The sequence below is a fragment of the Halochromatium salexigens genome, assembly GCF_016653295.1.
In the GTDB taxonomy this organism is placed as follows: Bacteria; Pseudomonadota; Gammaproteobacteria; order Chromatiales; family Chromatiaceae; genus Lamprobacter; species Lamprobacter salexigens.
Genome location: NZ_NHSF01000010.1, coordinates 27984 through 48377, shown reverse-complemented (window position 1 = coordinate 48377; position 20394 = coordinate 27984). Strand labels below are relative to the sequence as shown.

The window sequence follows — 20394 nt, the reverse complement described above, 5'->3', positions numbered from 1 at the left end:
GCTTAGAAATGCGGCTTGTCCGGCTCGGCCTCGAACATCTCGACGCTGGACATGATCTCGGCGCGGGCCTCTTCGCGTCCACCCCAGCCCCCGACGCGGACCCATTTGCCTTCGTCCAGATCCTTGTAGTGCTCGAAGAAGTGGGCGATCTGATCGAGCAGATGCGGAGGCATATCGCGGAAGCTCTCGATGTTGCGATAGCCTTTGAACAACTTATCGTTCGGTAGCGCTAGGATCTTGGCGTCATCGCCAGACTCATCGGTCATCGTCAACACACCGATGGGCCGGCACTGGATCACCGAGCCGGAGATCAACGGATAAGGCGTCACCACCATCACATCCACCGGGTCGCCGTCGGCCGATAGGGTGTGCGGTACATAGCCGTAGTTGCAGGGATAATGCATCGCGGTCGACATGAAGCGGTCGACGAACATCGCGCCGGTAGCCTTGTCCATCTCGTACTTGACCGGCTCCGAGTGCGAGGGGATCTCGATGATGACGTTAATCTCGTTCGGGATATTGTGTCCGCGTGGGACGCGCTGCAGGTCCATAATCAATCTCCTGGCTCAAGCTCGATGGAGTGGCGGTACAAGGACCGCGCACGATAAAGACCGTACAGGATAGCCCGAACGAGCTACGATCGGTAGTGGCGCGCTCGGCAGCCCCCGCGTTACAGCAGAGGAACCATCAAGAGCGCGACGATATTGATGAGCTTGATCACCGGATTCACCGCCGAGCCAGCAGTATCCTTGTAGGGGTCGCCGACGCTATCGCCGGTCACCGCAGCCGCATGCGCATCCCCACCCTTGCCACCGATATGACCGGCCTCGATGTATTGCTTGGCATTGTCCCAGGCACCACCACCGAGGGTCATGGAAAGCGCGACAAACAGGCCGGTAATGATGGTCCCAATCAGCAGACCACCAAGCGCCAAGGCGCCGGCATCGCCACCTATCAACCATTGCATACCAAACCCGATCGCCAAGGGCACCGCCACCGGCAGCAATGACGGAATGAGCATCTCCTTGATCGTAGCTGTGCTCAGTCTCTCCACCAAGCGCGAAGCGTCCGGCGCTTGCATATGTTCTACGAGGCCCGCAGCCGTTCGACCAACTGCTTCCAGGGCCATGGCGCTGAACAAATAAGGGACCAAGCCACCGATGAAGAGTCCGATTAACACGACGGGGTCGTCCAACGTGAACGACAGGCGCCTGCCCTCAGCTGCCAAGCTGTAGGTGAAGTCGGCAAACAGCACCAGCGCCACAAGACCCGCCGAGCCAATCGCAAAACCTTTGGTCATCGCCTTGGTACTATTGCCAACGGCATCAAGCGACGCGGTCACAGCACGGACAGGATCCCCCATCTCCGCCATCTCGGCAATCCCGGCAGCGCTATCGGCGATCGGCCCAAAGCTATTCAAGGCCAGAATAATGCCGGTCATCGAGAGCATCGTGGTTGCGGCAATCGCGATCCCATAAACCCCAGCCATCTCGTGAGCCGCCCAGATCGCCACACAAATCACCAACGCCGGCGCAGCAGTCGCCCGCATCGAGACGCCTAAACCAGCAATGACATTGGTCGCATGTCCCGTACTCGAGGCTTTGGCGATGCTGCGCACCGGCGCATAGTCGATGCCGGTATAGTATTCGCTGATCACCGTCATCAACCCAGTCAGCCCCAGACCCACAGCGGCCGCGCCCAACACACCCCAGCGGCTGAGTTCAGCATTGACCTCTTGAAGCGTGAAGGTCGCAGGCAGGTACATCCAGGTCACCGGCACAAAGAAGATGAAGGCGAGCACTCCGGAAGCCGTCGTTCCCTTATAGAGCGCGGTCATTATCCGGCTATCATCAGGCTCAATCTTGACGAAAAAGACCCCTACCGCCGAGGCGAGGACCGAAATGCCGCCGAGCAGCAATGGATAAACGATCGCGTTCGCGCCATCATCGCCGAGCAACAGCCCACCGAGGAGCATGCTGGCCACCAAGGTCAACACATAAGTCTCGAACAGATCCGCGGCCATCCCCGCGCAGTCGCCAACCTGATCGCCAATCATGTCGGCAATCGCCACCGGGTTACGCTGGTCGTCCTCGCGCAGATCAACCTCGACCTTGCCGACGATAGCGGCGCCAACATCCGCGCTCTTACTGAAGATGCCACCGCCGAGCCGAGCGAAGATTGAACTCAGCGAGCCACCAAAGGCAAGCCCCAGCAACGCGTGTAGCGCACGCATCTGCCCCTGTATGTCGCCGGCATCATGCGGGACCAATATCATGTAGTAACCAACCACACCGAGCAGCGCGAGCCCAATCACCAGTAGGCCGGTGATCGCGCCGCCACGCAAGGCGACCTGCAACGCCGGTTCGACGCCCTTGCGCGCGGCCTCAGCTGTGCGCAGATTGGCGCGTACCGAGATCTGCATACCCAAGTAGCCAGCCGCGCCCGACAACAGAGCACCGATGAGAAAACCGATACCCGTCTCAACTCCGAACCAGTGCGACAGGCCGGCCATCATAAGCAAACCGACCACCGTCACCGTGAGGTATTGACGATGGAGATACGCCGAAGCGCCTGCCCAAATGGTCTTGGCCACCTGTTGCATGCGTTCGTTACCCCGCGGCTGCACAAGCACCCAGCTCACCAGGGTGAGCCCATGGCCAAGCGCAACAATCGCGCAGAGCAGCGCGAAGATCAGACCCAGCGACATATGGACAGCGCCTCCCGACCAACCCCCCCGATCAGAGCAGGGTGTAAGAGATTGTCACCCCACCCATCACGATCGCCACGATACTCATTAGCTTGATGAGGATGTTCAGACTCGGTCCCGAGGTGTCCTTGAAGGGGTCGCCGATGGTATCGCCGATCACCGAAGCGCGGTGCGCTGGCGAACTCTTGCCGCCATGATGGCCAGCCTCGATGTACTTCTTCGCATTATCCCAGGCGCCACCCGCGTTCGACAGGAACACCGCGAGCACAAAGCCGGTCGATAAGCCCCCGGCGAGCAGGCCAATGACGCCAGCGACCCCGAACAGCAAACCGACCAACACCGGCGCCGCGATTGCGATCAGGGACGGGATTACCATCTCGCGCTGTGCACCGATGGTGGAGATCGCCACACAGCGCTCGTAATCCGGCTCCGAGGAACCGTTGAGGATGCCCGGCTTCTCGCGGAACTGACGCCGCACTTCCTCCACCATGGTCTGCGCCGCCCGGCCCACGGCCTGCACCGTCAACCCGCTGAAGGTAAAGGCGACCATGGCGCCGAGGAACAGGGTGATCAGCACCGTCGGATTGAGCAAGGTGACCTGGTAGTAGGCCATGAAGTCGATCAGGGTCGCCTCGGCGGTCGCCACGCTGATGCCGTGACCGAGCTCGAGCAGGGTCTGACCGGCGCTGATCATCTCGATGCGGATGACCTCGATATAGGAGGCGATCAGCGCCAGCGCGGTCAGCGCCGCCGAGCCGATCGCAAAGCCCTTACCGGTCGCGGCGGTGGTATTGCCGAGCGAGTCCAGTGCATCGGTGCGCTCGCGCACCTCTGGTCCGAGCCCGCTCATCTCGGCGTTGCCGCCGGCGTTATCGGCGATCGGCCCATAGGCGTCGCTCGCCAGCGTGATGCCGAGGGTCGAGAGCATACCGACTGCGGCGATTGCGATACCGTACAGCCCCTGCCCCATCTGCGCCGGATCGAAGCCCGAGGCGAACAGATAGGCGAGCATGGTGCCAGCCGCCACCGCCAGCACCGGAATCACGGTCGAGAGCATGCCGACGCCGATGCCGGCAATGATGGTGGTTGCCGCACCGCTTTCGGCCGCAGCCGCGATGCCACGCGTCGGCTTGAACGACGGCGAGGTTGAATACTCGGTCGAGCGCCCGATGATCAGCCCCGTCACCAGGCCAGCGACCACCGCGCCCCAGATCCCCCAGGGGTTGTCGATGCCGAGCAGCCAGAGCACCACCGCCGAGGCCACTACGATCAGCGCCGCGCTGGTATTGATGCCCTTCGATAGCGCCCCGAGCAGCTCTTTCTGATCGGCGCCCTCGCGCGTCTTGACCAGGAACACGCCGTACACCGAAAGCATGATGCCGATACCGGCGATCGCCATGGGTGCGGCGATCGCCTTCATCTGCATCGCCGGATCGGCGACGAAGGCCGCCGCGCCGAGCGCCGAGGCGGCGAGGATCGAACCGCAGTAGGACTCGAACAGATCCGCGCCCATGCCGGCGACATCGCCGACGTTGTCACCGACATTGTCGGCGATCACCGCCGGGTTGCGCGGATCATCCTCGGGGATACCGGCCTCGACCTTGCCCACCAAATCGGCGCCGACATCGGCCGCCTTGGTGTAGATGCCACCGCCGACGCGGGCGAACAGCGCCTGCAGCGAGGCGCCCATGCTGAAGGTCAGCACCGTGGTGGTGACCAGCACCAGATAGGCGCCCTGGGTCGCATCGCCAGGCGTGAACAGATCGATGAGCACGAACCAGAACGCCAGATTGCCCAGGCCGAGCCCGACCACCACCAAGCCCATCACCGCGCCACTGCGAAAGGCGACGTTGAGGGCGCCAGCCAGCGAGGTCCTGGCCGCAGCCGTGGTGCGCGTCGAGGCCAGGGTCGCGGTCTGCATGCCGAAATACCCGGCCAGCGCGGAGAAGAAGCCACCAAAGATGAAGGTGACCGGAAGCCAGGGATTCTGCACCCCGAGCCCATAGGCCAGATAGGCAAAGAGGCCGGCCACCAGGGCGAAGACCACCAGCATGATCTTGTACTGCTGGCGCAGATAGGCCATGGCGCCCTTGCGCACATGGGCGCCGATCTCGCGCATGGTCTCGGTGCCTTCGTCCTGGTCGCGCATCTCCTTGAAGAAGCGCCAGGCGAAGTAGAGCGCGAACAGGGAAGCGAGCGGAGCGAGCCAAAAGATGGGTTCGTTCATGGTTCCACGTCTACAGCAATAAAGGGCCGCGCACGGACAGCGGCACGGCAAAATTTAGGGTGACGAGTAACAGCCGTTAGCACGACAGCCCGCCCTGTCGGTCGATCAAGCCCCCGATCAAGCAGTTAACCAATCGCTCAATCGAAATGGGCAATCTGCGCTGAACGCCACCAATCGTAATAGGTGGACTGCAACGCCCCCCGACTTGGGAAGGGGTAGTAGGCAAAATCCTCATGGTCGCCGACATAAAAGCCGGTCTGCACCATGCGATAGAGCACCCCATCGCGCACATGCTTGATCACTAGCTTACTGTCCTTAGTATTGGTACTGAAATCCGCAAGCACATCCCGTAGATGCGAGATGTAGCGATAGGGCAAATCGTCCGCCTTACCGTTGAGCGGATCATAGGCGAGTTCGCCGAGCTTCAGATCCGAGAAGGCGATACGGGGTAGAGTCACCGGATGCTGCGGATCAGTGATCGAACGGCAGAACGTTTGCGGCTCGAGCCGGCTCGCCACCATCGGACTCTTCGGGCAAAACTCCTGGTAGAGATGCAGCGGATGTTCCTTGTCCGGACTATAAGGCGCGCGTTCCAGCTCGAGCGTGCGGCCGTCATCGGTGACCAGATAGAGGTTACCGATAGCCGAAACCGGAATCCGCCCCAACACATTGTAGATACCCAGATAGACCGATGACTTCGGCGCCCCGTCCGGCTGGGTGACACAACGCTCGTCGGCAAGCGAAAACGCGAAATCCTCGGAGCGGAAGTTCGGATCGAGTTCGAAGAAGATGGCTTCGCCAAACACGCGCCCGCGTGTTCCGACCGCATAGTAGGAACCAAACTCTTTTGGCTCCAGCATGGAGGCGATCAGCGCCTCCGGGATCAAGGACAGATAAAGATGGTAATCGCTCATACACGCGCTCCTGAGCACTCGCAGCAAGAAGTCGGCTGCCGCCGCTGAAGCCACGGCAGCCATGAGAGACCCTATTTCAGCGGCAACGACAGTGCACTCAGAGTTCGAAGACGTCGAGCTTCTTCGCCACCGGCGCGTTCTTTAAGGTCACGAAGCGCGGCAGCCCGTTCTCGAACGCCGGATAGTCCTCGCCCTGGATCAGCGGCAGCAGGTAGAGCTTGCATGCATCCGTGATGCCAAAACCATCTTCGGTGATGAACTCACGCGGCATGAACTTCTCAACGTTGGCGACCTCCGACAGCGGCGCCTTGCCGACCTGCCACTGATAGGGATCGGCGCTGACGCGATCGATCGTCGGCATAATCGCATTCTCGCCGGCCAGCGCTAGTTCGACCGCCGCGCGGCCGGTCGCATAGGCCTGCTCGACATCGGTCTTCGACGCCAGATGACGCGCGGCACGCTGCAAATAATCAGCGACCGCCCAATGGAACTTGTAACCAAGCGCTTCCTTGACCAGATTAGCAACGACTGGCGCGGCGCCGCCGAGCTGGGCATGGCCGAACGCATCGAGCGTCCCCTGCTCCGCGAGGAAGCGTCCATCAGGATATTTAGCCCCCTCGGACACCACGATGGTGCAGAAATCGTGTTCATCGACCATCGCCTTGACCTTAGTTAGAAAACGCTCCTGATCGAATTCGATCTCCGGGAACAGTACCAACACCGGCATGCCATGATCCTCGATCAGGCCACCCGCGGCGGCGATCCAGCCGGCGTGGCGGCCCATCACCTCGAGCACGAAGACCTTGGTTGAGGTCTTAGCCATCGAGCGCACATCAAAGCTAGCCTCTAGCGCTGAGGTCGCAATGTATTTAGCCACCGAGCCGAAGCCAGGACAATTGTCGGTGATCGGCAGATCGTTATCGACCGTCTTCGGCACATGGATCGCCTGCACCGGATAGCCCATGGTCTCGGAGAGCTGGCTCACCTTGTAGCAGGTATCGGCTGAATCTCCCCCCCCATTGTAGAAGAAGTAGCCGATATCGTGCGCCTTGAAGAGCTCGATCAGGCGCTCGTACTCACGCTTGTTGGCCTCTAGGCTCTTGAGCTTGTAGCGGCAGGAGCCGAAGGCTCCAGACGGCGTATAGCGTAGCGCCGCGATGGCATCATCAGACTCCTGACTGGTATCGATCAGATCCTCGGTCAGTGCGCCAATGATGCCGTTACGTCCGGCATACACATTAGTAATCTTATCCGGATGCTGACGCGCGGCCTCGATCACGCCGCACGCGGAGGCATTAATCACAGCGGTGACACCGCCCGATTGGGCGTAGAAGGCGTTCTTCGCAGGCATATAGATACTCTCAAATTGGGCGTTATCGAAGCAACAAACAAACGGGCGATCGAGGGCGCCTGCCGGCGCAATGCGGCCGCAGCACTGGCGAGGCCCGCAGTACCGCAAATCAAGGATTCATCACGAGATGGACGCCCGATCGCGATTAAGAGTATACCTTTCCGCAGAGCACGAACGACGGCGCAGGGCATCGTGGGATCAGCGGATCGGCATCAAATTAAGTATTAGAATACAGAATGGGTTAAAAGGCTTCATCCATGATCTCGGAGAAGGCAAGCGGACAGGTCGGGGAAAACGTGGATTCCAGGCAGTCCGGTTTCGCGCTCGGCTTCGATCAGCGCCAGACAATAAGCCTGAATCATCGCCTCATCGAGCTTCGGCTTGAGGCTTCGGTTATCCGCAAGATGGCCCTCCAGGCGGATGTGCTGCTCTTTGATCGACAACCGACAGGAGTTCCCCGCAGCCCAGGCTGACAATACCATTTCAGCAGATGGAGCCGCAGGATGGCCCAAGCAATTGACGAGTTCACGCTTTTCGCTTCGTCCCACGCTTTCGATCTCCTCGATGAGATGAGATGAGGCAGTCAGCCTAACCCGAAGCGGTCGTGTCACCGAAGCGCGCACTGGCCGCATCCAGGGGGCCATTATCACCTACTCGTCGGTCACGCAGCCCTCGGAAGCGGGCTTGACGGTCTTGATGTACTTGTAGAGCGTGCCGCGCGTGGACTTATAGGGCGGCATGGTCCAGGCGGCACGACGCCGCTCGAGTTCGGCCTCGTCGACATCCATCGCCAGCAGGCGCTCACTGGCGTCGATGGTGACTTTGTCGCCGTCTTGCAGCAACGCGATCGGGCCGCCTTCCTGCGCCTCGGGACAGACGTGGCCGATAATGAAGCCGTGCGAGCCGCCCGAGAAGCGCCCGTCGGTGAGCAGCGCGACGTCCTTGCCCAAGCCGGCGCCCATGATGGCGCTGGTCGGGGTGAGCATCTCCGGCATGCCGGGGCCGCCCTTGGGACCTTCGTAGCGGATCACCACCACATCGCCCTTCTGGATCTTGCCCTCCTCGAGCGCGTGCAGCATGTTCTCCTCGGCATCGAAGACACGCGCGGTGCCCTCGAAGCGTAGCCCCTCCTTGCCGGTGATCTTGGCCACCGCGCCCTCGGGCGCGAGATTGCCGCGCAGGATCTGGATGTGGGCGGTCTCCTTGATCGCCTGTTCGACGGGCATGACGATCTGCTGGCCGTCACTCAAGCCCGGCAGCTCGGCGATGTTCTCGGCCAGGGTCTTGCCGGTGCAGGTGAGGCAATCGCCGCTCATCAGGCCCTGCTCCAGCAGGTACTTCATTACCGCCGGGGTGCCGCCGACCTGGTGCAGGTCTTCCATCACATACTTACCGCTCGGCTTGAGATCGGCCAGGAAGGGGGTGCGATCGCTTGCCGCCTGCACGTCGTCGAGGGTCAGATTGACGCCCACCGCGCGCGACATCGCGATCAGGTGCAGCACAGCGTTGGTCGAGCCGCCGAGCGCCATCACCATCGCCAGCGCATTGTCGAAGGCGGCGCGGGTCATGATGTCGCTCGGCTTGATGTCCTGCGCGAGCAGGTTGCGCATGGCCTCGCCGGCGCGCTGGCATTCCTCGAGCTTGCCGGGATCGGTCGCCGGCAACGAGGCGCTGTAGGGCAGCGACATGCCGAGCGCCTCGATCGCCGAGGCCATGGTGTTGGCGGTATACATGCCGCCGCAGGCGCCGGGGCCAGGGCAGGCGTGGCGGACGATGTCCTCGCGCTCGTCCTCATCGATGTTGCCACTGATGAACTGGCCGTAGCTCTGGAACGCCGAGACGATATCGAGCGCCTGCCCGGACTTGCCATGGCCAGCGCGGATGGTGCCGCCGTAGACCATGATGCCGGGGCGGTTCAGCCGCGCCATGGCGATGATCGAGCCGGGCATGTTCTTGTCGCAGCCGGGCAGCGCGATCAGGCCGTCGTACCACTGGGCACCGACCACGGTCTCCATCGAGTCGGCGATCAGGTCGCGCGACTGCAAGGAGTAGCTCATGCCCTCGGTGCCCATCGAGATGCCATCGCTGACGCCGATGGTGTTGAAGCGCATGCCGACCAGCCCGGCCGCATCGGTCCCGGCCTTGACCTGGGCGGCCAGGTCGTTGATGTGCATGTTGCAGGGGTTGCCTTCCAGGTAGACGCCGGCGATGCCGATCATCGGCTTGCCGAGATCCTCCTCGGAGAGGCCGGTGGCATGCAACATGGCCTGGGAGGCGCCCTGGGACTTGGGCTGGGTGACACGGGCGCTGTAGCGGTTGAGCGGTTGGGTCATAACGGGTTCGGAGATCGTATCGTCAATGGAAACCAACCCGTCAATTTAGCTCGAGCCGTGCCAGGCTTCCAATGATATTTGCGTCGCGTTGCATTGCACCCCGGCGCACGGCGGCGCCAACGGGGCGACGGGCTGAGGGCGGATGGGGTTGGTTAGGGTCAGCTCAGCTGCCGCGAGGGCCTGGCCGGGACGCGGCCTCAGGCTTCATTCAGCCTTCATCGCCGAAGACCGCACTAAGGTCGATCTCACCCGCCTCGAAGGGTGCGATTCGCGCCCGCTCCGGCGTCTCGCCCTCGGGATACTCGGCCGAGAAGATGAGCGTGTAGCGGCCATCTTCGAGCGCATAGGCGATCAGCGAGCGATCCTCGGGCGAGATGATCCAGTAGTACGGCACGCCGACGCGCTGCAGCAGCAACAGGTGATGGACCAGGTCTTTGCGCTCGTGGCCGGGCGAGAGGATTTCGCAGACCCAATCTGGCACGATATCCACCACGCCAGCGGGCGGCGTCGGTAGGCGCTCCCGCCGCCAGCCCGCGAGATCATGGCTGGGGCACTGATGCTCGTTGTAGCGCACGCTGACTTCGGTGACGATCCACCAACCGCCCCGCTGGCCACCACCAAGCTGCTGAGTCTGGACCTGGAAATTCAAACCCGATTGCGCGAGTCCATGATGGAACCGCGCCATCGGGCGCTGAACGATCTCGCCATCGATCAGCTCAAGACGCTCGTCCTGAGCCCAGGCATCCATCAGGTCATCGATCGTTTGCCGGCGTATTGCTTCGCTCATGTGTCGCCACCTCTGCAGCCGTTATAGGGCTCGCCTCAACCCACCCGCGCCAGCGTCGGCAGATCCTTGCCGAGCCCGAGCGCCTGGCGGATGAACAGCGGCTTGACCCCAGGCAGATGCTCGGCGGCGGCGAGCCCGAGCGTGCGCGCGCCGACCAAGGCCGGATGGCGATTGCCGAAGACGCGCTTGAACAGGTCCATCGCGCCGACCATCGTGGCGTTGTCGCCACGGCGCGCGCGTTCGTAGCGGCGCAGGATGTGCAGGCTGCCGAGCGAGCGACCTTTGGCACGGGCATGATCGATGGCATCGACCAGCGCCGCGACATCGAGGAAACCGAGGTTCACGCCCTGTCCGGCCAGCGGATGGAGACCGTGCGCGGCATCGCCGACCAAGGCCGCGCGCGGGCGCACATACGCGCGTGCATGCTGGCGGTTGAGCGGAAAGGCGGCACGCGGTCCCGCACTCAGGATGGGGCCGAGGCGCTTGTCGAAGGCGACCTCGAGTTCGGCGATGAAGCCGGCATCGTCGAGTGCCAGCAGTTGCTCGGCGCGCGCTTCATCGGCCGACCAGACGATCGAGCAGCGGCCATCGGCGAGCGGCAGGAAGGCGAGCGGCCCGGTCGGCAGGAAGCGCTGCCAGGCGGTCTCGCGATGCCAGTGCGCGACCTCGACGTTGGCGACGATGGCGCGCTGCGCGTAATCGGCCGCATCCAAGCCAATGCCGAGCGTCTCGCGCACGAACGACGCACGGCCATCGGCGCCGACGACCAGATCCGCTGACAGTTGGCGTTGATCGGCGAGTCGCAGCCGCGCCTGCTGATCATCGATCTCGAGCGCGGCCAGCGCCGCCGGGGCCAGCAGCTCGAGCCGCGCCGAGGGGAGCGATAGCGGGTGACTCGGCGCTGGGTGAGCCGACTCCGAGTGGCCTGATGCCTGACCGCTCGCTGCCAGGCCGCTCGCCGCTTCCAGGCGCTCCCAGAGCGCGAGCCGGGTGACGCGATTCTCGACGATGTGACCGAGATCCGGCTCGCCGAGATCGGCTGAGTCGAAATGGATCTCGGCACCGCCGACCGCATCCCAGACCTGCATCTCGCGATACGGGCTGACGCCGAGTTCGACCATGCGCGGCCAGACACCGAGACGCTCGAGGATGCGCTGGCTGGCGCGACTCAGCGCCGAGACGCGCAGATCGACCTGTCCTGCCGGCCAGGTGCGCTGCGGCGGTTGGCCATCGATCAACGCCAGCGACAGCCCGCGCTCGGCACAAGCGCAGCCGAGCGCGGCGCCGACCATGCCACCGCCAACGATGGCGATATCGAAGTGCCCGAGGTTGTGGTGCTCATGGTCAGACATCGGTCAGTTCCTCATCGCCGGCGCTGGTGGTAGGTATCCGGTTTGGCGCTGGAGCTGGCGTTGGCGTTGGCGCTGGCGTCGGCGTTGGGGCTGGGGTTGGCGCTGGCGTGGGAGGCAACGCGGGTGGCAGCGCGCTCGCGGCCGACAGGCCGCGCGCCAGGCGTGGCTGGCGTCCGCTCGCGCCCATGAAGCGGCGCGCCAGGTGATGGCGTGCCATCGGCACCAGATCCAGCCCGAGCAGCCCCAGGTTGCGCCCGGCGCGCACCGGCCCCCAGGGGTTGACGAACAGCCGCGCCAGGCCGTCGGTGAGCCCGGCGATCAGCGCATGATCGGGCACGCGCCGGCGCCGATAGGGGCCGAGCACCGAGGGACCGCCGACGTCCTTGGCCGTGCGCTGCGCCTCGACCAACAGATCGGCCAGCTCGGCGACATCGCGCAAGCCCAGATTGAAGCCCTGCCCGGCCACTGGATGCAGCGTGTGCGCGGCATTGCCGATCAGCAGCAGCCGCTCGCGTGTGAGCTGGTTGGCCAGCATCAGCCGCAGCGGATAGGCACGGCGCGGGCTCGGGCGCGTCAGTTCGCCGAGCCGGCTGCCGAAACGCTGCTGCAAGGTCGCGATGAAGGCCTCGTCCGACAGCCCGAGGAGGCCAGCGGTCTCGGCCCGGGGCGCAGTCCAGACCACCCCATAGCGGCCCTCGGTCATCGGCAACAAGGCCAGCGGGCCGCTGTCGGTGAAGCGCTCGAAGGCGGTGCCGGGGCGGGTCGTGGACGGGATGCGCTCCGGGGTGACGGTGGCGATGATCGCGTCATGGTCATAGTCGCGCTCGCGCACTTTGAGTCCAAGCCGCTTGCGCACCGAGGATTCACCACCATCGGCGGCCACCAGCAGCGCGGCGCGCAGCAGACGCGACTCGCCGGCCACCGCCACCTCCAGGTGGACGCGCTGCTTGGTGATCTGCAGCCCCTGCAGCCGCCCCGGTCGCAGCACTTCGATGCGCGGCGAGGTCGCCATGCGGGCGCTGAGCGCGGCGCCCATCACCCGCGCCGGGGCGACGTAACCGAGCGCCGGGACGCCTTCGTCCTCGGCCTCGAGATGGGCGAAGCCGATGTGGCCGCGATCGGAGACATGCACCTGCTGGATCGGCGCCGCATCGGGCGCGATCTTGGACCAAAGGCCCATGCCTTGGAAGATGCGCGCGCTGCCGAGCGAGAGCGCGATCACGCGCTCGTCATAGCTCGGGTGCGCCGGTGTATCGGCGGCGGTGGCCTCGACCACCGTGATGCGCAGCCCGGTCTCGGCGAGCGCCACGGCAAGGCTGGCGCCGACCAGGCCGCCGCCGATGATGACCAGATCAGTGTCGTGCATGGGAACGTCTCGGACCTCGGTGTTAGGTGTCAGTTGTCAGGCGCGCTCGCCGCCATCAGTGCCTCGATCGCGTCCGGGTCCTTCGGCACCCCGGCCGAGAGCACTTCTGGCTCGCCCTCGGTGACCAGCACATCGTCCTCGATGCGGATGCCGATGCCGCGATACTCGGCTGGCGCCTCGGCGTCCGGGGCGATGTAGAGCCCCGGCTCGACGGTGAGCACCATGCCGGGCTCGAAGCGGCGCCATTGGCCGTCCTGCTTGTATTGGCCGACATCGTGCACATCCATGCCCAGCCAGTGGCCGGTCTTGTGCATGAAGAACGGCTTGTAGCGCTCGTCCTTGATGAGCTGTTTCAGGTCGGTGGCGACCCCGTCGATGACGCCCTCGCCGGTGATCAGGCCAAGCTCGACCAGCCCTCGGGTCAAGACTTTGAGCGCCGCTTGGTGCGGCTGGTTCCAGTGCTTGCCGGGGCGCACCTTGGCGATCGCCGCCTGCTGCGCCGCCAGCACCAGCTCGTAGAGCCGGCGCTGGGGCGCGCTGAAGCGACCGTTGGCGGGGAAGGTGCGGGTGATGTCGGAGGCATAGCCGTGCAGCTCGCAGCCGGCATCGACCAGCACCAGATCACCTTCGCTCAGCACATCGGCGTTCTCGACATAGTGCAGCACGCAGGCATTGACGCCGCTGCCGACGATCGGCGGATAGGCCTGGAAGCGCGCGCCCTGCTCGGCACAGGCGGCGAGGAAGGTCGCCTCCAGACGCTGCTCCGAACAGCCCGGCGTGGCGGTCTGCATCAGGCGCTGGTGCGCCGCCGCCGAGATAGCCGCAGCGCGGCGCATGAGCTTGAGTTCGGCCTTGGATTTGATCAGCCGGCGCTCGTGCAGATAGGGGTCGGAGCTGACCAGCTCGCTGGGCGCGCCGATGCCCTTGCGCGCCAGTGCCCGCACCGCGCGTAGCCAGCCGATCACGCGCCGATCGAAGCCGTCGTCGTGCCCGAGCGGATAGACCACCCGGCGCCGGTCGCCGAGGATCTCGGGCAGGCGCTCATCGAGTTCGGTGATCGGGAAGGCCTGATCGGCGCCGAAATGCGCGCGCGCGCCCTCGACCCCGTGGCGGAAGCCATCCCAGACCTCGCGCTCGGGATCGCGCGCGCGACAGAACAGCACGAAGGCGCCGTCCTTGCGCTTGGGCGCGAGGACCGCGACCGCCTCGGGTTCGGGGAAACCCGTGAGCCAGGTCAGATCGCTCGACTGACGATAGGGGTGATGGACATCGCGATTGCGGATCACCTCCGGCGCCGCCGGCACCAGCAGCACGGACTCATCGCCGAGCGCCTTGAGCAGGGCTCGCCGCCGGCGTCGCAGCTCGGCGTTGCTGTAGGGATGGGGAGCCCTGGCGGTGGTCGCGCGCGCGGCGCTGCCAGCCGCCGCCTTGGTCGCTTCTGTCATCGGTTTAATGCCATCCTCTCTCGTGCGCCTGCTGGGCTTGCGCGTTGGGCAGGGTCTTGGCCGTTTCCTCGCGGATCAGCATCGCGGCGATGCGCAAGAATTCAACGATTTCGGTGAGCGCCTGTTCATCGGCATCGTCTTCCGCGACCGATTCCAGATCCAGGCGCGTGAGTTCGACCAGATCATCGAAGGCCTCGCGCGCCTGTCCCTGCAGGCGCTCACGCTCCAGGCCCCCGAGCGCGAGCCCGAACAGCAGGCCGCGCACCCAGTCGAGCACGCCGTTGGCGCGCTCGTGCAGCGGCCGCTCCTCGCCTGGCAGCAGCAGCTCGAAGCTCACCGACGGTGGGGCGATCGCGGACTGGGTCCAGGTCGCGAGCTGGTCCAAGGCCGCACGCCGCGCGGCGGCATCGCCATCGGCCTGCTTGGCGGGCGCTGGCGCGTGCCCGTGGTCGGTCAGATCCAGCGGCGCGACTGAGCCATCGGCATCGTGCGCATGGGCTGGTGCTTCGCACCTGTGCACAGCCGGCGCATCCGCCGGTGGTGCCAGCAACTGCGCGTGCCAGCGCTCGAGCGCATCGGGCAGATGCAGCGCGAGCAGACCGCAGAGCATGCCCTGAGCCTCGGCGGGCGTGGGCGCCAGCTCGGCACCGACCAACAGCTGAGCCAGGCGCTCGTAATCCGGGTGGGCGTCGAAGAAGGGGGGATCGGAGACCATGTACGAAATCCTAATCATCGGTGGGGGGCATGCAGGAGCCCTGATCCAGTCCCGCTCGGGCCCGGATGACACCGGCCCCGGCGGTGGCGGCGGACAGTCGGATCAAGTCAGTTGGTTTGACCCAACCTTGACCGCCTTCTATAGTCGCGACAAGCTTTCCCGCTGGGGCTCGGCATGGCCGACTTCGATATCGATCTCTTAGAGCAACACGTGGACGCATTGATCCGCAAGTGTCAGCAGCTTAAAGAGGAAAATGCCTCGTTGCATGCAAGCCAAGAGCACTTGGTCGCGGAGCGTGCCGAGCTGATCGAGAAAACCGAACTCGCACGCAGCCGGCTCGAAGCCATGGTCGCACGCCTGAAGGCGATGGAGGAGCAATTGTAATGAACGCATCCGACGACGGCAGGTCGATGCCTGTCACCATTCGTATCCTCGACAAGGAGTACCGGATCGCCTGCGCGCCCGAGGAGCAATATGGGTTGATCAATTCCGCGCAGCTGCTCGATCGGCGGATGCGCGAGGTGCGTCAGAATGGCCGCATCATCGGTGCCGACCGGATCGCCGTGATCGCGGCCCTCAATCTCATCTACGAACTCATGAGCGAGCGCGACACGATCAGCCAGCAGCACGAGCGGCTCAAGGCGATCCAAGAACGCTTGACCAATGCCATTGAGCCGGAGGTTCCTAGCAACCCATCTCCGGGCCCCCAACCGACCGGGGTGGACGCTGTCGAGGATAAAGTATAGTCTCGGTGTTAGACATCTCCTGCGGTGAACGGCAGCGGCCTGGGTATTTTCTTGAGCCTAATCCGTACCCTGGGGACGCTAAGAATCGAGCCGTTGTGCGTGTCCGCCGAAGAGCGGAAAGCCTGAAGCGCGATGCAGCGTCCCCACTTGAACCCTCTGGTTCAAGAACGAAGGACTGCACCGGCACAGGCGGGAGGTGTCTCCCCTCCTTCGCTCACCGAACCGCGCCCCCTCATGTCCAGCCAGGTCTCGTTGGACCAGCGAACACTGTGATTGGCTCGAATGTCGCCGGCCGCTTGCGCTCACCATTGTGACCGATCCCTTACTCCGCCGCCGCCTCCGTCGTGCCCGCCGCGAACTCAGTCAGCGTGCGCAGCGTGATCATGCTGCGGCCGTCTGTCGCCGGTTGCTCAGCAGCGGCCTGATCCGCTCGGCTCGTCGTATCGCGTTTTATCTGCCGATCGCTGGCGAACTCGACCCGACGCCGATCCGCGAGCAACTCCGAGGCCGTCGCCACTGGTACCTACCAGTGCTGCGACCCCATACGCCGGGTCGGCTCTGGTTCGTTCACGACGCACCCAAGACGCGCTGGCGACGCAATCGTTTCGGCATCCTGGAGCCGAGCGGGCGCTACCGCCAGATCGTGCCGCCTCAGGGCCTGCATGTGATTCTGGTGCCGCTCGTTGGGTTCGATGCGCACTGTCATCGCATCGGCATGGGCGCGGGCTTCTATGATCGCAGCCTGGCCTTCCTGCGCGATCGCCGGCATTGGCAACGCCCACGTCTGATTGGCCTGGCGCACGAATGCCAACGTCTGGACGCCATCGAGCCCGAACCCTGGGATCTTCCCTTGGATGCCGTCGTCACCGAGCACGCCCTCTACCAGCGCGGGCCCTGATCGAGGATGCCCGCGATCAGGCCCCGCGCTCGCTGCCGGCGAACAGCCGATAGGCCGGGTTCTCGCTCTCATCCCAAAACGGATAGCCTAGACCGGTCAACAGTTCATGGAACCCGGCTTCCTCGGCCTCTGATACCTGAATCCCCATCAGCACCCGGCCATAGGCGGCGCCATGGTTACGGTAATGGAACAAGCTGATATTCCAGCGCCGACCCAACCCGGAGAGAAACGTCAGCAAGGCCCCGGGGCGTTCCGGGAACTCGAAGCGGATCAGGCGCTCATTGGTGACGCCGGGGGCATGGCCACCGACCATGAAGCGGATATGCAGCTTCGCGGTCTCATTGTCGCTCATATCCGTGACCTCGAAGCCCTTCTTCTCGATGCGTTCGATCATCTCATGGCGCTCGGCAAGGCCGCCGCCGAGCTCGACCCCGACAAAAACGACGGCCTGATGCTGATCGGCATAGCGGTAGTTGAACTCAGTGATCTGACGCTTGCCGAGCGCCTTGCAGAAGGCGAGAAAACTGCCCGGTCGCTCCGGGATCGCGACCGCGAACAGGGCCTCACGGCGCTCGCCGAGTTCGGCACGCTCGGCGACATGGCGCAGGCGATCGAAGTTGATGTTGGCGCCGCTCTCGATCGCGATCAGCGCCGCGTCGCGCACACCGGTGCGCTCGACATATTGCTTGAGCCCAGCCACGGAAAGCGCCCCAGCGGGCTCGGCGATACCACGGGTGTCGTCGTAAATATCCTTGATCGCGGCGCAGATCGCATCGGCGCTGACCAGCACCACCTCGTCGACGGTCTCGCGCGCGATGCGGAAGGTCTCCTCGCCGATCCGCCGCACCGCAACGCCGTCGGCGAACAGTCCAACCTCAGGCAGCAGCACGGGCGCATCAGCGGCCAGCGCGGCGTGCAGGGTTGGCGCCTCCTCGGGCTCGACGCCGATGATCCGCACCTCGGGATGGATCGACTTCACATAGGCCGCGATCCCGGCGATCAGCCCACCGCCGCCGACCGGCACGAAGAGCGCATGTGGTGGGTCGGGATGCTGGCGCAGGATCTCCATGCCGATGGTGCCCTGACCGGCGATGACATCCGGATCATCGAACGGATGCAGGAACGTCAGCGCACGCTCCTCGGCCAATGTCATGGCATGGCGATAGGCCTCGTCGAACGAGTCTCCGTACAGGACCGCCTTGCCCCCCCACTGACGCACCGCGTCGACCTTGATGCCCGGTGTGGTCTTGGGCATCACGATCACCGCCTGCACCCCAAGATGCGAAGCTCCCATCGAGACGCCTTGCGCATGGTTGCCCGCTGAGGCCGCGATCACGCCCTGCTCAAGGGCAGCGACGGGCAGGTGGCGGAGCTTGTTGTAGGCACCACGAAGCTTGAACGAGAACACCGGCTGGAGATCTTCGCGCTTGAGCAACACGCGGTTACCGAGGCGCCGCGAGAGTCCCTTGGCGAGGGTCAACGGTGATTCGATCGCGATATCGTAGACGCGGGCCTTGAGGATTCGCTCGATATAGGAGTGCAGCATAGGGATCGCGTCGGGCCAGGGAAAATAACCGAGGATAACGGGGCAAAACGCCTCAGGATACGACAGATCCGTCCGAAAGGCCTTTGATATACTTCGCATCCTTTCTATCAACCAAACAGCAATCGAGGAGCGGCCATGGACCCTGCACAGCATCAGGATCAGTTCAAGAAGCAGGCGGCGGAGGCCGCACTGAGCCAGGTTGAGGGCGGCGTCATTGGCGTCGGCACCGGCTCGACGGTGAACCACTTTATCGATTACCTAGCGACCATCAAGGGGCGCATCGACGGCGCCGTCTCCAGCTCCGAGGCCTCGAGCGCGCGTCTTGCCGAGCACGGCATCCCGGTGCTCGACCTCAATGCCAGCGGCGACCTCTCGCTCTATGTCGATGGCGCCGACGAGTCGAACAAGGCGCTGCAGTTGATCAAGGGCGGCGGCGGCGCGCTGACGCGCGAGAAGATCGTCGCCGCGGCCAGCGAGCGTTTCGTCTGCATCGCCGATGAGAGCAAGCTGGTCTCGGTGCTCGGCGACTTCCCGCTGCCGGTCGAGGTCATCCCGATGGCGCGCAGCTATGTCGCGCGCGAACTGGTCAAGCTCGGCGGCAACCCGGTCTGGCGCGAGGGTTTCACCACCGACAATGGCAACCTGATCCTCGACGTCCACGGGCTGCAAATCATGGAGCCGATGAAGCTGGAGCAGGGGATCAATAACCTCGCTGGCGTGGTCACGGTGGGCATCTTCGCGCTGCGTCCGGCCGATCTGCTGATCCTGGGCTCCGCTAGTGGACCGCGCACGGTAACGGCTAGCTGAGCAGCCGCGCGATCCGTGCCTGCAGCGGCTCGGTCACCGGCGTGAGTTTGCGCCGCATCAAGCTACCGAGCGTGGCGGGATCAGGCAGTAGCGGCCGGATCAGCCCGTAGCCCGTGCCCGAGAGCACGCGCATTGCCGCTAAATCGGGCGTCGCCTCTGGCAGCTGTTTAAGAATGCGCCGTACGCTGGGGGATACAGAGTCCGATACAGGATCGCGCGAGATGGAATCCGCCGGGGCGCCCTCTGGCGGGGTCAGCGGCCCATCGAACCCGGCAAAGGCCTGGCCATCGGCGAGTAAGGCATCGATGGTCAGATTAGGGTCACCCTCGGGGCGCAGTACCGAGAAGTAGCCGCGCAACAGATCAAAGCTGGCACTGACAACCTCTTGGTTCGGCGGCTTCGCGAGCACCGCCGATAGCGTCTTCATAAAGCCTTGACCACCCGCACTGGTGACGCGCACCAAAAGGCCGGCAATCGCATTGCCCGCTCGCAGTTCGTCGGCGAGTGCCTCGGCAATCGCCTCGGCATCGGCGCGCGGCTTGGGCTGATCCGGCAGATCATCGGGCCGCGCACGCAGGAAGCCGACCAGATAGGCCTGCTTACGCGCCGATTTGCGCCACAGATCAAGGATCGTCTCCTCACTCAACAAGCCCGGTTGCAGGACCAGCCGAACCGATTCCATCATCTTCTCGTGCTCGGTCTCGAACGGCAAGTACTCGACCAGATAGGCGGCCAGCATCGGGCCCATGTCGCTGGCGGCGATGGTGGGATTGGCGAGCATGCGCCTCGCGTTCTCGGCGTCCTCCATCGCCCACCAAGCACGCCGCGCCAGTTCGGGCGTCAGGCCTGGCGAGCCGACCACGGCGACCACCGCCTCGGATTCACCAAGCATCAACAGCTGCTCCAGGCTTTGATCGCGCATCTGTCCCATGCGCGTCCAGCGCCGCAGATAGACCGGATAACCACCCGGCGAGCCTAGGATGTGGCCCGAGATCAGTTCCTTGACAGCACGCAGATAAGCATCCGCAGCACCGCTCGGGTTCAACACCACCTTCGCCTCTCCTCGCTGCGAAAGGCCGTAGACGATCAGCCGCGACTCATCGATGCGAATCGCCTGCGGCTGATTCGCCAAGAGCACGTTCAGGCGTAACTTGTCCTCGCTCGCGAGTTCCATGGGTCAGTGGCCAGAGCAGTGAACAG

Annotated in this window: 18 protein-coding genes and 1 other RNA gene; 5 read left to right on the top strand and 14 right to left on the bottom strand. The window is 64.3% G+C overall.

The genetic code is table 11. The features are described from left to right. Window positions 1-2 precede the first annotated feature (2 nt). The 12 genes from ppa to CCR82_RS01440 all read right to left on the bottom strand — a co-directional run bounded on the left by ppa (window position 3) and on the right by CCR82_RS01440 (window position 15197). Window positions 3-551 (bottom strand): inorganic diphosphatase, encoded by a 549-nt coding sequence (gene ppa, locus CCR82_RS01495; protein WP_201243520.1) that lies wholly within the window; start codon window positions 549-551, stop codon window positions 3-5. A 119-nt stretch (window positions 552-670) separates the two neighbouring features. Beyond that, window positions 671-2707 (bottom strand): sodium-translocating pyrophosphatase, encoded by a 2037-nt coding sequence (locus tag CCR82_RS01490; protein ID WP_201243518.1) that lies wholly within the window; start codon window positions 2705-2707, stop codon window positions 671-673. A 31-nt stretch (window positions 2708-2738) separates the two neighbouring features. Beyond that, a complete protein-coding gene (locus CCR82_RS01485; protein ID WP_201243516.1) occupies window positions 2739-4934 on the bottom strand; it encodes a sodium-translocating pyrophosphatase in 2196 nt (731 codons plus the stop codon). Between the two features lie 137 nt (window positions 4935-5071). After that, window positions 5072-5848, bottom strand: coding sequence for a hypothetical protein (locus CCR82_RS01480; protein ID WP_201243514.1), 777 nt, complete (start codon window positions 5846-5848; stop codon window positions 5072-5074). Between the two features lie 97 nt (window positions 5849-5945). Then, a complete protein-coding gene (locus tag CCR82_RS01475; protein WP_201243512.1) occupies window positions 5946-7199 on the bottom strand; it encodes a 6-phosphofructokinase in 1254 nt (417 codons plus the stop codon). A 251-nt stretch (window positions 7200-7450) separates the two neighbouring features. Then, a complete protein-coding gene (locus tag CCR82_RS01470; protein WP_201243510.1) occupies window positions 7451-7747 on the bottom strand; it encodes a DUF29 family protein in 297 nt (98 codons plus the stop codon). A gap of 102 nt (window positions 7748-7849) precedes the next feature. Continuing rightward, window positions 7850-9532, bottom strand: coding sequence for a dihydroxy-acid dehydratase (gene ilvD / locus CCR82_RS01465; RefSeq protein WP_201243508.1), 1683 nt, complete (start codon window positions 9530-9532; stop codon window positions 7850-7852). Between the two features lie 208 nt (window positions 9533-9740). Next, on the bottom strand, window positions 9741-10319 hold the full coding sequence (locus tag CCR82_RS01460) for a Uma2 family endonuclease (protein ID WP_201243506.1): 579 nt from the start codon (window positions 10317-10319) through the stop codon (window positions 9741-9743). A 35-nt stretch (window positions 10320-10354) separates the two neighbouring features. After that, entirely contained in the window at window positions 10355-11671 is a 1317-nt protein-coding gene (locus CCR82_RS01455) for a UbiH/UbiF/VisC/COQ6 family ubiquinone biosynthesis hydroxylase (protein WP_201243504.1), read from the bottom strand. Next, complete coding sequence (gene ubiH, locus CCR82_RS01450) at window positions 11664-13037, bottom strand: 2-octaprenyl-6-methoxyphenyl hydroxylase (protein ID WP_201243502.1); 1374 nt, start codon at window positions 13035-13037, stop codon at window positions 11664-11666. The genes CCR82_RS01455 and ubiH overlap by 8 nt, the downstream gene beginning before the upstream one ends. Window positions 13038-13066: 29 nt before the next feature. Continuing rightward, entirely contained in the window at window positions 13067-14482 is a 1416-nt protein-coding gene (locus CCR82_RS01445; RefSeq protein WP_201243500.1) for an aminopeptidase P N-terminal domain-containing protein, read from the bottom strand. A gap of 4 nt (window positions 14483-14486) precedes the next feature. Then, complete coding sequence (locus CCR82_RS01440; RefSeq protein ID WP_201243499.1) at window positions 14487-15197, bottom strand: UPF0149 family protein; 711 nt, start codon at window positions 15195-15197, stop codon at window positions 14487-14489. 174 nt (window positions 15198-15371) lie between these two features. Between CCR82_RS01440 and CCR82_RS01435 the strand changes: the two genes are divergently transcribed. The 4 genes from CCR82_RS01435 to CCR82_RS01420 all read left to right on the top strand — a co-directional run bounded on the left by CCR82_RS01435 (window position 15372) and on the right by CCR82_RS01420 (window position 16841). Beyond that, a complete protein-coding gene (locus CCR82_RS01435; protein ID WP_201243496.1) occupies window positions 15372-15581 on the top strand; it encodes a TIGR02449 family protein in 210 nt (69 codons plus the stop codon). Beyond that, on the top strand, window positions 15581-15943 hold the full coding sequence (locus tag CCR82_RS01430; RefSeq protein WP_201243494.1) for a cell division protein ZapA: 363 nt from the start codon (window positions 15581-15583) through the stop codon (window positions 15941-15943). Before CCR82_RS01435 ends, CCR82_RS01430 begins: the two co-directional genes overlap by 1 nt. Window positions 15944-15956: 13 nt before the next feature. Further along, window positions 15957-16143, top strand: a non-coding RNA gene (gene ssrS / locus CCR82_RS01425) — 6S RNA. A gap of 110 nt (window positions 16144-16253) precedes the next feature. Beyond that, window positions 16254-16841 carry a 5-formyltetrahydrofolate cyclo-ligase gene (locus CCR82_RS01420; RefSeq protein ID WP_338073074.1) on the top strand — a complete coding sequence of 196 codons (588 nt, stop codon included), beginning with the start codon at window positions 16254-16256 and terminating at the stop codon, window positions 16839-16841. Window positions 16842-16857: 16 nt separating this feature from the next. On the opposite strand, the gene ilvA is transcribed toward CCR82_RS01420, so the two are convergent. Next, window positions 16858-18387, bottom strand: coding sequence for a threonine ammonia-lyase, biosynthetic (ilvA, locus tag CCR82_RS01415; protein WP_201243492.1), 1530 nt, complete (start codon window positions 18385-18387; stop codon window positions 16858-16860). 135 nt (window positions 18388-18522) lie between these two features. On the opposite strand from ilvA, the gene rpiA reads away from it, so the two are divergent. Continuing rightward, window positions 18523-19194 (top strand): ribose-5-phosphate isomerase RpiA, encoded by a 672-nt coding sequence (gene rpiA / locus CCR82_RS01410; RefSeq protein WP_201243490.1) that lies wholly within the window; start codon window positions 18523-18525, stop codon window positions 19192-19194. On the opposite strand, the gene CCR82_RS01405 is transcribed toward rpiA, so the two are convergent. Continuing rightward, window positions 19187-20368, bottom strand: coding sequence for a sulfur reduction protein DsrS (locus tag CCR82_RS01405; protein ID WP_201243488.1), 1182 nt, complete (start codon window positions 20366-20368; stop codon window positions 19187-19189). The two genes, rpiA and CCR82_RS01405, sit on opposite strands and share 8 nt — an antisense overlap. Window positions 20369-20394 lie beyond the last annotated feature (26 nt).

Bases quoted from the DNA above. Each gene is read 5' to 3' on its own strand.
- ppa (WP_201243520.1), bottom strand. From the start codon at position 551: ATGGACCTGCAGCGCGTCCCACGCGGACACAATATCCCGAACGAGATT.
- CCR82_RS01490 (WP_201243518.1), bottom strand. From the start codon at position 2,707: ATGTCGCTGGGTCTGATCTTCGCGCTGCTCTGCGCGATTGTTGCGCTT.
- CCR82_RS01485 (WP_201243516.1), bottom strand. From the start codon at position 4,934: ATGAACGAACCCATCTTTTGGCTCGCTCCGCTCGCTTCCCTGTTCGCG.
- CCR82_RS01480 (WP_201243514.1), bottom strand. From the start codon at position 5,848: ATGAGCGATTACCATCTTTATCTGTCCTTGATCCCGGAGGCGCTGATC.
- CCR82_RS01475 (WP_201243512.1), bottom strand. From the start codon at position 7,199: ATGCCTGCGAAGAACGCCTTCTACGCCCAATCGGGCGGTGTCACCGCT.
- ilvD (WP_201243508.1), bottom strand. From the start codon at position 9,532: ATGACCCAACCGCTCAACCGCTACAGCGCCCGTGTCACCCAGCCCAAG.
- CCR82_RS01460 (WP_201243506.1), bottom strand. From the start codon at position 10,319: ATGAGCGAAGCAATACGCCGGCAAACGATCGATGACCTGATGGATGCC.
- CCR82_RS01455 (WP_201243504.1), bottom strand. From the start codon at position 11,671: ATGTCTGACCATGAGCACCACAACCTCGGGCACTTCGATATCGCCATC.
- ubiH (WP_201243502.1), bottom strand. From the start codon at position 13,037: ATGCACGACACTGATCTGGTCATCATCGGCGGCGGCCTGGTCGGCGCC.
- CCR82_RS01445 (WP_201243500.1), bottom strand. From the start codon at position 14,482: ATGACAGAAGCGACCAAGGCGGCGGCTGGCAGCGCCGCGCGCGCGACC.
- CCR82_RS01440 (WP_201243499.1), bottom strand. From the start codon at position 15,197: ATGGTCTCCGATCCCCCCTTCTTCGACGCCCACCCGGATTACGAGCGC.
- CCR82_RS01435 (WP_201243496.1), top strand. From the start codon at position 15,372: ATGGCCGACTTCGATATCGATCTCTTAGAGCAACACGTGGACGCATTG.
- CCR82_RS01430 (WP_201243494.1), top strand. From the start codon at position 15,581: ATGAACGCATCCGACGACGGCAGGTCGATGCCTGTCACCATTCGTATC.
- ilvA (WP_201243492.1), bottom strand. From the start codon at position 18,387: ATGCTGCACTCCTATATCGAGCGAATCCTCAAGGCCCGCGTCTACGAT.
- rpiA (WP_201243490.1), top strand. From the start codon at position 18,523: ATGGACCCTGCACAGCATCAGGATCAGTTCAAGAAGCAGGCGGCGGAG.
- CCR82_RS01405 (WP_201243488.1), bottom strand. From the start codon at position 20,368: ATGGAACTCGCGAGCGAGGACAAGTTACGCCTGAACGTGCTCTTGGCG.